Source organism: Vibrio sp. Y20_XG_PY13 (assembly GCF_024181925.1).
GTDB classification, from domain to species: Bacteria; Pseudomonadota; Gammaproteobacteria; order Enterobacterales; family Vibrionaceae; genus Vibrio; species Vibrio parahaemolyticus.
On sequence record NZ_JAMZAL010000004.1, the window covers coordinates 322,072 to 335,410 of the forward strand.

The window sequence follows — 13,339 nt, forward strand, 5'->3', positions numbered from 1 at the left end:
ACATCCATACTATTCAACCAGTTTTATTTATGACTTTGTTAGATGCATATCGACAGAACAAGATAAATTCACCTCTATCAGGTAAGTTATTGAGATCAGAATAAGAATGGTTTTGTTGTGATCGCTGTCAACTTATGAATTGTGAAAAGTCGTTGCCAGAAGATTTTATTTTGTGATAAATTCGCGCGCAATCTCGGAGCGTAATTTATGACGCTAGTTCTCTGGGGGATACGCGTAGTGACCATTCAAGCTGATTGTGACACTACGTAGGGTAGGTATCGGTAAAGCCATTTGTCGATAGACGGGATACTAATGCTGTAAATGCAGCATGTTAATGGGAAACCCAACATTGAAACCTTTGAATAAACACACACTAATCAGCTTCATACTGCCGAAATGTCCTGTTTTACAAAACGGTTGCATTACGGAACCTTGATTAATTCCCAGCACAAATAAAAGTCACCGATGTTGTGACTGACTATCTGTATTTGTCTTTTACATAGCGACAAATGCGGAGGTTTACCTATATCTCCTGTAATTAAATTCAAACGAAAATAAATACAGGTTCGAGAATTATTACAATTCAAGGGATTAAGTAGTATGAGCACTGCCTTTGAAGTCGATAACACTATCGCAAACATTTTTTCTTCTCAGGTTCCTTTTGTTGAGGGAACGTATGACTTAACGCCGGATCAAGTTCTATTAGAACAGGCGGAGCATGAATCTGAGGTTCGTTCTTATCCACGTCGTCTACCGATTGCGATAAAGCAAGCATATGGCTGTTTGGTAGAAGATACGCGTGGTCAAGTCTTCCTAGATTGTCTAGCTGGTGCTGGTACTTTAGCGTTGGGTTACAACCATCCTGAAATTAACCAAGCGTTAAAGGAGCAGTTAGACTCTGGCTTGCCTTATCAAACTCTTGATATTGCCACTTCTGCTAAAACTCACTTTATTAAGTCTGTTAAGTCTTTTCTTCCTCAAGAGCTGGGCGATAACTGTGTTATTCAGTTCTGTGGACCATCGGGTGCTGATGCGGTTGAAGCTGCGATCAAGCTAGCGAAACAAACGACAGGTCGTAATACCATGTTTGCTTTCCGTGGGGCATACCACGGTATGACAAACGGTACGATGGGCATGATGGGTAATTTAGGAACAAAAGCGCGTCGTACTGGCTTAATGTCAGATGTGCACTTTATGCCTTTCCCATACAACCTACGCTGTCCATTTGGCCTTGGCGGTGACGAAGGTGCGAAAGCAAGCATTCGTTATATCGAGCGTTTGTTGAACGATGATGAAGCGGGTATCATGAAGCCTGCTGCGATCATCGTAGAGCCAGTTCAAGGTGAGGGCGGTGTAATTCCTGCTCCAGCATTCTGGTTGCGCGAACTACGTCGTATTTGTGATGAACACGGTATCCTACTGATTTTTGATGAAATTCAGTGTGGTGTGGGTAAATCTGGTTACAACTTCGCTTTCGAAGAAGCGGGTATCGTGCCTGATGTATTGTGTCTTTCTAAAGCGATTGGCGGCGGCTTGCCAATGTCACTGCTTGTGATCAATAAGCAACACGATACGTGGAAGCCAGGCGAGCACACGGGCACATTCCGTGGTAACCAACTTGCAATGGTTTCAGGTGCTAAAGCGCTTGAAATTATCCAACGTGACAACCTTGTTGAGCATGCGAACGTTGCGGGCCAATACCTACGTTTTGGTCTCGAAAGCATCCAAAAACGTGTTAACTGTATTGCTGAAGTTCGTGGCAAAGGCTTGATGCTAGGCGTTGAAATCAAGAATCCTAACGGCGAGCTTAACAAGTTTGGTGAACCTCTTGCGGACGGTCAGTTGACCCTAGCGATTCAACGTGCTGCGCTTGAGCGTGGTTTGATGGTTGAGAAAGGCGGCCGCGAAGGTTCTGTTATTCGCTTCCTTCCACCACTTATCATTTCATTCGAACAGATTGACTTCGCATTACGTGTGCTTGAAGAAGCGATCATCGCCGCAGGCGGTAGCCACGTTGAAGCTGCACCACAAGAAGAGTGGAAAAAGCACTTCATCCATACCGGTGAACTAGGCAGTGCTGAGTTTGCATCAGTAATGAGTCACACAACTTCTGCAATGAAGTCAGTGTTTGAACAAGTTAACGCACCATACTCAGGTATGGATCCTAAAGCGTTAGAAGATGCGATCAACGCGGTTGACCTAGACAACAAAAATGCGCCACTTAAATCCGTAATCGATGATGTGGCAGAGCTGGTGGCAAAGAACGCTATCTTCACTCAACACCCTGATTGTATCGCGCATTTGCATACGCCTCCTTTAATGCCGGCTGTTGCAGCAGAGGCGATGATTGCAGCACTGAACCAATCAATGGATTCATGGGACCAAGCATCTTCTGCAACTTACGTTGAGCAAAAAGTGGTCAACTGGCTGTGCGACAAGTACGACCTAAGCGAAAAAGCCGATGGTATTTTCACGAGCGGTGGCACGCAAAGTAACCAAATGGGTTTGATGCTGGCACGTGATTGGATCGCAGATAAGCTCAGTGGTCATTCAATCCAGAAGTTAGGTCTGCCTGACTACGCTGACAAACTTCGCATCGTATGTTCTAAGAAATCACACTTCACAGTTCAAAAGTCTGCATCTTGGATGGGGCTTGGTGAGAAAGCGGTGATGACTGTGGATGCAAACGCTGATGGCACCATGGATATCACGAAGCTAGATGAAGTGATTGCGCAAGCGAAAGCTGAAGGGCTAATTCCATTTGCGATTGTTGGTACTGCGGGTACGACGGATCACGGTGCAATTGATGACCTAGACTTCATCGCCGACATGGCAGTCAAGCACGACATGTGGATGCATGTGGATGGTGCTTACGGTGGTGCGCTGATCCTTAGCAGTCATAAGTCTCGCCTGAAAGGCGTTGAGCGCGCTCACTCTATCAGTGTCGATTTCCACAAATTGTTCTACCAAACAATCAGCTGTGGCGCACTTTTGGTGAACGACAAGTCGAACTTTAAGTTCTTGCTTCATCACGCAGATTACTTGAATCGTGAGCACGATGAGCTACCAAACTTGGTCGATAAATCTATCGCGACAACCAAACGTTTCGATGCATTGAAAGTCTTTATGACCATGCAAAACGTGGGTCCGAAGGCACTGGGTGACATGTACGATCATCTACTCGCTCAAACGCTTGAAGTGGCTGACATGATCCGTACAAACGATCAATTTGAACTACTAGCTGAGCCTTCACTGTCGACGGTATTGTTCCGTGCAACACACGAAACAGCAGATCTTGATGAACTGAACAAAGCGCTACGTTTAGAAGCGTTGACTCGCGGTATCGCGGTATTGGGTGAAACCATTGTCGACGGTAAAACCGCGCTTAAATTTACGATTTTGAACCCGTGTCTAACGACTGCGGACTTTGAATCTTTGCTCTCTAAAATCAATATGCTAGCAGTTGAGCTAGTTTAACAAAGGTAACGGAAAACTATGGCAATTCTACAGATTGGTGCAGGCGGCGTTGGCTGGGTAGTTGCACACAAAGCAGCACAAAACAACGACGTTCTGGGTGATATCACAATCGCATCACGTACCGTAGGTAAGTGTGAGAAAATCATCGAATCGATTCAGAAGAAAAACAATCTGAAAGATTCAACTAAGAAACTAGAAGCTCGTGCAGTAAATGCTGACGACGTAGATTCTCTTGTTGCTTTGATTGAAGAAGTGAAACCAGACCTAGTTATCAACGCGGGTCCTCCATGGGTAAACATGCCAATCATGGAAGCGTGTTACCAAGCTAAAGTTTCTTACTTAGATACATCAGTAGCGGTTGACTTGTGTTCTGAAGGTCAGCAGGTACCACAAGCTTATGACTGGCAGTGGGGCTACCGCGAGAAGTTCGCAGAAGCGGGCATCACAGGTATCCTAGGCGCAGGTTTCGATCCAGGCGTAGTATCTGTATTCGCAGCGTACGCAGTGAAGCATCTGTTCGATGAAATTGACACTATCGACGTAATGGATGTGAACGCTGGTGACCACGGTAAGAAGTTTGCGACAAACTTTGACCCGGAAACCAACATGCTAGAGATCCAGGGCGATTCTTTCTACTGGGAAAATGGTGAGTGGAAACAAGTACCTTGCCACTCTCGTATGCTTGAGTTTGATTTCCCTAACTGTGGTACGCACAAAGTGTACTCAATGGCGCACGATGAAGTTCGTTCAATGAAAGAGTTCATCCCAGCTAAACGCATTGAGTTCTGGATGGGCTTTGGTGATCGTTACCTGAATTACTTCAATGTAATGCGTGATATCGGTCTACTGAGCCCAGACCCGTTAACACTGCACGATGGCACAGTTGTTCAGCCACTACACGTGCTAAAAGCGTTGCTACCAGATCCAACTTCTCTGGCGCCTGGTTATACAGGCCTGACTTGTATCGGTACATGGGTACAAGGTAAGAAAGACGGTAAAGAGCGCAGTGTGTTCATCTACAATAATGCAGACCACGAAGTTGCATACGAAGATGTAGAGCACCAAGCAATCTCATACACTACAGGTGTACCGGCGATCACAGCAGCACTTCAGTTCTTCCGTGGTAAGTGGGCGGATAAAGGTGTGTTCAACATGGAACAGCTAGATCCGGATCCGTTCCTGGAAACAATGCCTTCTATCGGCTTGGACTGGCATGTTCAGGAGTTGGAACCAGCTCAAGAGTTACCAGTTATCCACGAGCTTAAAAAATAAGTAGCTAAGCTCGTAGCAACCTGGAATTAACCTAAATCTAAGCCGATGCGAATGCGTCGGCTTTGTTCGATTTTATCGAACCCTCGTTTAGGCGAGGGGACTCAAGGTATTAAAATGCAACACAGTGAATTAAAAACTCCGTACTTCATGATTAATGAAGACAAACTAATAGAGAACCTGGAGAAAGCGAAGCAGCTAAAAGAGATCTCTGGCGTGAAACTGGTGCTGGCACTGAAGTGCTTCTCAACTTGGGGTGTTTTTGACATCATCAAGCCTTACCTGGATGGGACAACCAGTTCTGGCCCATTCGAAGTAAAGCTTGGCTACGAAACTTTCGGCGGTGAAACTCACGCATACAGCGTGGGTTACAGTGAAGATGACGTACGTGAAGTTGCTGATATTTGTGACAAGATGATCTTTAACTCTCAGTCTCAGCTTGCTGCTCATCGTCATATCGTAGAAGGTAAAGCGTCGATTGGTCTGCGCCTCAATCCAGGTGTGAGTTATGCTGGTCAGGATTTAGCAAACCCTGCACGTCAATTCTCACGTCTTGGTGTACAAGCTGATCATATCAAAGCAGAAGTGTTTGACGATATTGATGGCGTGATGTTCCACATGAACTGTGAAAACAAAGATGTGGATGCGTTTATCGGTTTGCTGGATTCTATCTCAGAGCAGTTTGGAGAATATCTGAACAAGCTGGACTGGGTAAGCATGGGCGGAGGTGTATTCTTTACCTGGCCTGGCTACGATATTGAGAAGTTGGGTTTTGCGCTGAAAGCCTTCTCTGAAAAGCACGGCGTGCAAATGTACCTAGAGCCGGGTGAAGCCATCATCACTAAGACGACAGACTTAGTGGTTACTGTGGTCGATATCGTTGAGAACGTGAAGAAGACAGCAATTGTTGACTCTGCAACTGAAGCACACCGTCTTGATACGCTGATTTACAATGAACCAGCTTCCATTCTAGAGGCATCTGACAACGGCGAGCACGAGTACGTGATTGGTTCGTGTTCATGTCTTGCCGGTGATCAGTTCTGTGTGGCGAATTTTGATCAGCCACTAGAGATTGGTCAACGTCTGCACATTCTAGACAGCGCTGGTTACACGATGGTGAAACTAAACTGGTTCAATGGTCTACGTATGCCTTCTGTTTACTGTGAGCGTTCAAGCGGCGAGATTCAAAAACTGAATGAGTTTGACTACTCAGACTTCAAACGCTCACTGTCACAGTGGTCTGTGAAGTAATGTTTTTCTCATGCTTACAATGACAAAGAGCAGCTAATTATAGCTGCTCTTTTTCTATGAATAAAAGGCTAAATCGACTAGCTTTCAATTATCACTCTGGTGTCTTCGCTGAGCGCTTCTAACTCGTTCGCCACATCTTCGATTTCCAATTCGCTCGGCAGCTTGATAGCCATTTTGGCGCTGAACAAGCTAGAACTCACACCGCCACCCCCGGCAATAAATACGCGTTGGCAATCCATATCTAAAATAGAGATGCCTTGTGCATCCAGAACGTGAGTGATTTCATTGACGATACCTGCACGGTCATTGGAATCGAGACGAAGTTGGAAAATGGTATCTTCTTTGTGTGAGTGAGGCTCTGAATCCACAAATTTAACTACTAGAGTCTGGCAGGCTGAAAACGCTTCTTTCACCGTGTCCGCGTTTTCTTCAGGTAACTCAACTTTTATCACCCCAGCGACTTGGTCTTCAATAAAGTTTACTTTACTGATTAACCATTTGCCTCCGTTTTCATGAGTAACAGCAGCCAGTTGTTTGATAGTCGCCGGTGATGCTTGACCGACAAAGTTAACGATAAACACAGTGTTCATGATGTCCCCTCCTGGAATAAGGTTTGGACGCAGTGCGGTGGAACGCATCGCTTAAGTTATTGGAATAAGTCCTTTTCTTCAGTGTAGGTCCTAGGAAGGGGTTATGTTTGATAGAAGTCAATTTTTCACACTAATTCGCGAAGCAAATAATCAAAACAGTGCACTAGATACAAAAAGAGCAGCCGTTTGGCTGCTCTTCATTAATGTCGTTCAATATGGTTGGCTTAGAACGTTACTTTCAGCTCTACGCCGTAAAACTGACTGTCGTAGCTTGCACCTGCGTCCATGGCAAACTTCGCAACATCTTGATTGCCGAACCAAGGTGAGGAGTTGAATTTCAATTCAGCGCTGCCGCCCCATGCGTCAGTCACCCAGTGGTGGATATGACCAACAGGGTTTAGGAAGAAGAGAGAAACGTCGCCTGCAGTTTCTGAACCTAACACTTCGCCGCCATTTGCTACGATGTCTTGCTCTGCTGTTAGCATCATTTCACCCACGACCGCACCAAAGAATGGCGTGATAAAGATGTCCTGCCAAGAAGGGACTTCTGCAAACGCTTCAACACCGTATTCCCAGAAGAAAGTAGACATGGTGGCAGAGTACAAGAATGATTCAAATTCGTTGTAACCTGCATGTCTTGCCGCTGTGTAGTAAACACCGCCAAAGTATGGGTGCATGATGTAGTTTAGGAAGTGTTCGTCACGGTCCCATACCGGGCCATCAGAAACGTTATCTTTCCATTTGCTACCCAGCTTGCTCATGTCGCGGTCTTCTTCGTCCCACTTAGTAATGCTTTCAGGAAGAAACGTCATCAAACCAACAGTAGCCACACTCAGGCCAAGGATGGTGTACGTCTGGCCCATTAGGTAACCCCAGTCCTTATCTTGAGGAACGATAAGGTGTCTAGGCTGAAGGCCTGCGTCAAGATTTAAAGAATCATCGTTATTCTGTTCAAAAGCAAGACTGCGATTTTGAGATTCGAAGGTGTACAGATTGGTTGTTTCGCAGTAACCTGACATACAATCAGGCGTGTAAGAAAACTCTGAGTGGCGGCTCATATCGTACTGGCTTGCGTTAGCAACGGCCGACGTCGTCAGTAAGAGTCCTGCGAGAGTCTTCTTGAACATGGATGATTTTGACACAAAGGTCTCCGAGTTAATGGTTTGATGATCGGGCTCACAATTATCCCTTAAAAGAAAACCCATTTAAATACTTGACCTTAATTTAATCCCAACAAATTGACTAAGCGATTAGTCTGATAAAAAGAAAACGATATAAGTGCTCCGTATAGAAATAGAATTGTGCTTATGTTCAGGAGTCAGTTGTGAAAATTGCAATGCTAAGTACTGGTGAGGAAGTGCTTCACGGAGATATTGTTGATACTAACGCGGCGTGGCTGTCGAGTTTGTTTTATCAGCATGGGTTTGGTTTAACCAAACGATCCACTGTGGGAGACAAGCAGTCGAGCTTAATCGAAGAGTTTTTAATGCTGAGCTTCAACAATGACGTAGTCATTGTTAACGGTGGATTGGGGCCAACGACCGACGACATGAGCGCCGCAGCGGCAGCGAAAGCGGCTGAGTGCAAACTGGTATTGTTTAAAGAATGGCTAGAGCAACTGGAGAGCATGTATGCTCGGCGTGGCATTCCTATGCCTGATAGCAATTTAAAACAAGCCATGCTACCTGAAATAGCAGAAATTTTAGACAATCCTATTGGCACGGCATGTGGCTTTAAAATGCTGATCAATGACGCGATTTTTTATTTTACTCCTGGTGTACCAAGCGAATTCAAATTGATGGCAGAAACACAAATTTTGCCTGATCTTCGAAGAGTATTTCCTGATGTAAAAGGTTCATGCTGTAGTCGAATCTACACTTTTGGTCTTTCTGAATCTGGGATCTCGGATAAGTTGGATCAGCTAAAACTGCCACAAGGCTATGAGCTTGGGTATCGCTCTTATCTGCCTTTTATTGAAGTGAAGCTGTTTGGCCCGGCAGATCAGCTTGAACAACGTTTGAAGCTGATGCAGTTGATCAACAAGCACCTCGAAAGCAATACGGTTAGCATCGACCTTCCGATGGTTGAGCATGTAGGACAACTGCTGGCGGATAAAGATCTCACACTTTCTGTGTCTGAAAAAAGCAGTGCTGGATATTTAACCTACTGGTTAAACAGTGATGAAAATGCAGAAAAGCAATTGGGTCACGGTTGGGTGCTGGCAGGACGTAACCAAACTGTAAACCATGAGGGCGATCCATTGGCTGCAACATTTGCGTTAGCGGGAGCGACTCGCGAAAAGTGCGCTACCGATTTAGCATTAGTGACCGGACAGGTTGAAGGTGGGGTATTTTCTGTCGCCTTGTCTACACCATCAGGTGAATGGGGCGCGTCTTATAAGTTAGCGAAAAAGTATCAACGTGACGACCAAGTGAAAGTGATCAGCACCGCAGCGCTGGATTTATTACGCCGTTACTTAGAGCGAAAACCTATGTTTGCCCACTATGCGTTTTTAGAGAAAGTGAAAGAGATGCATATTCCTAACAGCGCACTTTAGGCTATTCACCATCTACAGATAACAAAAAGCCAAGGCGATCGCCTTGGCTTTTTCGTGTTTCTTCGTCTGGAACTATGCGCGCTTTTCTTTCATCGCGTAGTTCACACCAGTCAGCGAAACGCTTGATTTGGCTTTACAGATACAAGGGAGAATCTCATCACCTTGCGTGTAAGCCATGGCAAAACCAACATACTCCACTTCACCAGATTCCAACTTACAACGACATGCACCGCAGTGACCGTCGCGACAGTTGTATTCTGGAAGTAAGCCCGCCTGTTCCATGGTCTCCAAAATGGTATTGGATGGGTTGGATTCAATGCTAACAAGTTTGTTGATTTTGATGGTTGGCATTACAGCTCGAACCCTTCAAAGTCGTCTGCGCGAACTTCGTTGTCAATCTGACCGACTAGGTAAGACGAAATTTCCGCTTCTTGAGGCGCTACTTGAACGTTATCTGAAGACAACCAAGCGTTAATCCATGGGATTGGGTTGGTTGTTGCTTCTGGGTACGCTGCTGGTAGGCCTACCGCTTGCATACGGATGTTGGTGATGTACTCAACGTATTGGCTCAGGATGTCTTTGTTCAAGCCGATCATTGAACCGTCTTTGAACAAGTACTCTGCCCATTCCTTCTCTTGCTCTGCCGCTTCTTTGAATAGGTCAAAACAGTCTTGTTTTGCTTCTTCTGCGATTTGCATGAATGAGAAGTCATCTTGACCGTTACGTAGCAGGTTGATCATGTGCTGCGTGCCATTCAAGTGAAGTGCTTCATCACGAGCGATCAGCTTGATGATTTTCGCGTTACCTTCCATTAGCTCACGCTCTGCGAAAGCGAATGAACACGCGAAACTTACGTAGAAACGGATTGCTTCTAGAGCGTTTACAGACATCAGACAGATGTACAGTTTCTTCTTAAGATCGTACAGGCTCACTTTAACCGTTTCGCCGTTCAAAACGTGCTCACCTTCACCGTAACGGTGGTAGTCATTTGTCGCTTGGATCAGGTCATCGTAGTAGTGTGCAATGTCTTTAGCACGTTTTAGAATGTGCTCGTTCTCTACGATGTCGTCAAATACAACACTTGGATCATTCACGATGTTACGGATGATGTGTGTGTATGAACGAGAGTGAATCGTTTCAGAGAAAGACCAAGTTTCAATCCATGTTTCTAGCTCAGGAAGAGAAACAAGTGGAAGTAGTGCCACGTTTGGGCTACGACCTTGGATTGAGTCTAGAAGCGTTTGGTACTTCAAGTTAGAGATGAAGATGTGCTTCTCGTGGTCTGGCAGTTTGTTGTAGTCGATACGATCGCTAGATACGTCAACTTCTTCTGGACGCCAGAAGAAAGACAGTTGCTTTTCGATAAGCTTTTCGAAAATTTCGAATTTTTGTTGGTCGTAACGAGCAACGTTTACTGATTGACCAAGGAACATAGGTTCTTTTAGTTGGTCATTTTTGTTCTGGTTAAAAGTACTGTAAGCCATAATGCCTCAATTCCTTTTAGACCTCCCCATAAGGGGAGGTGTTCGATATTCTGTTACTGCGGATTGTTAGGGTAGGGAAGATTAAATCTTACAACCGCCGCCTGCACAATCGTCATCTTGTGGTTGAACTGCGTCTTTCTGGTCGTCTTTCGCACCATCACGAGTGTTATGGTAGTAAAGCGTCTTAACACCAAACTTATACGCTGTAAGTAGGTCTTGAAGAAGTTTCTTCATTGGAACCTTGCCCGTCTCGTAACGCGATGGGTCGTAGTTTGTGTTTGCAGAGATCGCTTGGTCAACGAATTTCTGCATGATGCCAACAAGGTGAAGGTAACCGTCGTTAGAACCGATATTCCAAAGCAGTTCGTAGTTGTTTTTCAGTTCTGTGAACTCAGGAACAACTTGCTTCAAGATACCATCTTTTGATGCTTTTACAGATACGTAACCGCGTGGTGGCTCAATACCGTTTGTAGCGTTCGAGATCTGAGAAGAGGTCTCAGAAGGCATTAGCGCTGTCAGCGTTGAGTTACGAAGACCGTGTTCCATGATTTCTTGACGTAGGCTGTCCCAATCGTAGTGCAGCTCTTCATCACAAATTAGGTCGATATCTTTCTTGTAAGTGTCGATTGGCAGTAAGCCTTTCGCGTAGTTTGTTTCGTGGAACGAAGGACACTTGCCTTGTTCTTTTGCTAGCGCTACTGATGCTTTTAGCAAGTAGTATTGCATTGCTTCAAACGTGCGGTGAGTCAGGCCATTTGCGCTGCCGTCAGAGTATTTCACTCCGTGCTTCGCTAGGTAGTAAGCGAAGTTGATAACACCAACACCTAGCGTACGACGGTTCATTGTTGACTTGTACGCCGCTGGTAGTGGGTAATCTTGGTAATCCAGTAGTGCATCTAGAGCGCGAACAACAAGATCAGAAAGCTCTTCGAAATCATCTAGAGATTTGATTGCGCCAAGGTTGAACGCGGAAAGCGTACATAGTGCAATCTCACCTGAATCATCTTCAACGTTAGTCAGTGGTTTAGTTGGAAGTGCGATTTCCAGACATAGGTTAGACTGACGAACTGGTGCAACTTCAGAGTCGAATGGGCTGTGAGTGTTACAGTGGTCTACGTTCTGAATGTAGATGCGACCTGTTGAAGCACGCTCTTGCATGAGTAGCGAGAACATTTCGATGGCTTTTACCGTTTCCTTCTTAACTGAAGGATCGTTCTCGTATTTCACGTATAGACGTTCAAATTCTTCTTGGTTCTCGAAGAATGCGTCGTATAGACCCGGTACGTCTGAAGGTGAGAATAGAGTGATGTTGCCACCCTCAACCAGACGCTGGTACATCAGTTTGTTTAGCTGTACGCCGTAATCCATGTGACGAACGCGGTTCTCTTCGACACCACGGTTGTTCTTTAGCACCATTAGTGAACGTGCTTCGCCGTGCCACATTGGGTAGAACACCGTTGCTGCACCACCACGTACACCACCTTGAGAACAACATTTTACGGCTGTTTGGAAGTACTTGTAGAACGGGATACAACCTGTGTGGAATGCTTCACCGCCACGGATCTCAGAACCTAGCGCACGAATGCGACCCGCGTTGATACCGATACCAGCACGTTGAGATACGTAACGAACAATAGAACTTGCAGTTGCGTTGATAGAATCTAGGCTGTCACCACACTCAATCAGTACGCATGAGCTGAACTGACGAGTAGGGGTACGTACACCAGACATAATTGGTGTAGGTAGAGAGATTTTAAATGTTGACGTCGCATCGTAGAAACGCTTGATGTAGTCAAGACGTGTTTCTTTCGGGTAGTTAGCGAATAGGCAAGCCGACACTAGAATGTAAAGGAACTGAGCACTTTCGTAGATCTCGCCAGACACACGGTTTTGCACGAAGTACTTGCCTTCAAGCTGTTTGACCGCAGCGTAAGAGAAGTTAAGGTCGCGTTTGTGGTCGATGTAAGAATCTAGTTCGTCCAGTTCAGCTTTCGAGTAGTCTTCAAGGATATGTTGGTCGTACTTACCCATATCTACAAGACGAGACACGTGATCAAACAGCGTTGGCGGCTCATATTGGCCGTACGCTTTTTTACGTAGGTGGAATACCGCTAGGCGAGCAGCTAGGTATTGGTAATCCGGGGTCTCTTCAGAGATCAGGTCTGCCGCTGACTTGATGATAGTCTCGTGGATATCTGTCGTTGTGATACCGTCGTAAAACTGGATGTGAGCGCGAAGTTCTACTTGAGAGACTGAAACGTTATTTAGACCTTCTGCAGCCCAAGTGATAACGCGATGGATTTTATCCAGATCAATACTTTCTTTACGGCCATCACGCTTAGTGACGGTAAGTTGTTGGTTCATTCTGCTTTATTTCCCTAAGAAAACTGATAAAAGCCGTATTTTTGTTTGTTTATGTGCAAAGTTTGTAAAGCTTGCGGCGGCTTTGTGATCAAAGTCTATCTATATATTGTAGCTTAAACACAACATATAGGGGTTCATTTGTTTGCGGGTTACAAGATAGTGCTATTGCACTGATTTATCAAGGTACAGATTTGGGATGACTTGTGGATAAGTAATAAAATAAAAAAATTCAGTAAGTGAACACTAACCGATGAGAAAAGAGCTGACTTGAATGGGGAAAACTAAGCTTTGAAGATTGGTTTATAAATAACCGCCCTCAAAAAAAAATTCCTTGATCTTTGCCTGTT

Annotated in this window: 9 protein-coding genes; 4 read left to right on the forward strand and 5 right to left on the reverse strand. The window is 45.2% G+C overall.

Features of this window, described 5'->3' with window-relative positions; all coding sequences use genetic code 11:
- Positions 1–600 precede the first annotated feature (600 nt).
- The 3 genes from NL646_RS12785 to nspC all read left to right on the forward strand — a co-directional run bounded on the left by NL646_RS12785 (position 601) and on the right by nspC (position 5,997).
- Positions 601–3,477 (forward strand): pyridoxal phosphate-dependent class III aminotransferase, encoded by a 2,877-nt coding sequence (locus NL646_RS12785; protein ID WP_140082479.1) that lies wholly within the window; start codon positions 601–603, stop codon positions 3,475–3,477.
- Positions 3,478–3,495: 18 nt separating this feature from the next.
- Complete coding sequence (locus tag NL646_RS12790; protein WP_253664303.1) at positions 3,496–4,749, forward strand: carboxynorspermidine synthase; 1,254 nt, start codon at positions 3,496–3,498, stop codon at positions 4,747–4,749.
- Between the two features lie 114 nt (positions 4,750–4,863).
- A complete protein-coding gene (gene nspC / locus NL646_RS12795) occupies positions 4,864–5,997 on the forward strand; it encodes a carboxynorspermidine decarboxylase (RefSeq protein ID WP_253664304.1) in 1,134 nt (377 codons plus the stop codon).
- Positions 5,998–6,074: 77 nt separating this feature from the next.
- Here nspC and NL646_RS12800 read toward each other — a convergent pair whose 3' ends face one another.
- Complete coding sequence (locus NL646_RS12800; RefSeq protein ID WP_005483182.1) at positions 6,075–6,587, reverse strand: glycine cleavage system protein R; 513 nt, start codon at positions 6,585–6,587, stop codon at positions 6,075–6,077.
- Between the two features lie 224 nt (positions 6,588–6,811).
- Complete coding sequence (locus NL646_RS12805) at positions 6,812–7,714, reverse strand: DUF3943 domain-containing protein (protein ID WP_180798422.1); 903 nt, start codon at positions 7,712–7,714, stop codon at positions 6,812–6,814.
- Between the two features lie 197 nt (positions 7,715–7,911).
- Here NL646_RS12805 and NL646_RS12810 point away from each other — a divergent pair, with 197 nt between their 5' ends.
- A complete protein-coding gene (locus NL646_RS12810) occupies positions 7,912–9,144 on the forward strand; it encodes a CinA family nicotinamide mononucleotide deamidase-related protein (RefSeq protein WP_021448871.1) in 1,233 nt (410 codons plus the stop codon).
- A gap of 72 nt (positions 9,145–9,216) precedes the next feature.
- Here the strand turns inward: NL646_RS12810 and yfaE are convergent, their stop codons facing one another.
- The 3 genes from yfaE to nrdA all read right to left on the reverse strand — a co-directional run bounded on the left by yfaE (position 9,217) and on the right by nrdA (position 12,992).
- Positions 9,217–9,495 carry a class I ribonucleotide reductase maintenance protein YfaE gene (yfaE, locus tag NL646_RS12815; protein WP_005457859.1) on the reverse strand — a complete coding sequence of 93 codons (279 nt, stop codon included), beginning with the start codon at positions 9,493–9,495 and terminating at the stop codon, positions 9,217–9,219.
- Positions 9,495–10,628 carry a class Ia ribonucleoside-diphosphate reductase subunit beta gene (gene nrdB / locus NL646_RS12820; protein WP_023623868.1) on the reverse strand — a complete coding sequence of 378 codons (1,134 nt, stop codon included), beginning with the start codon at positions 10,626–10,628 and terminating at the stop codon, positions 9,495–9,497. The genes yfaE and nrdB overlap by 1 nt, the downstream gene beginning before the upstream one ends.
- Before the next feature lie 81 nt (positions 10,629–10,709).
- On the reverse strand, positions 10,710–12,992 hold the full coding sequence (gene nrdA / locus NL646_RS12825) for a class 1a ribonucleoside-diphosphate reductase subunit alpha (RefSeq protein WP_005457837.1): 2,283 nt from the start codon (positions 12,990–12,992) through the stop codon (positions 10,710–10,712).
- Positions 12,993–13,339 lie beyond the last annotated feature (347 nt).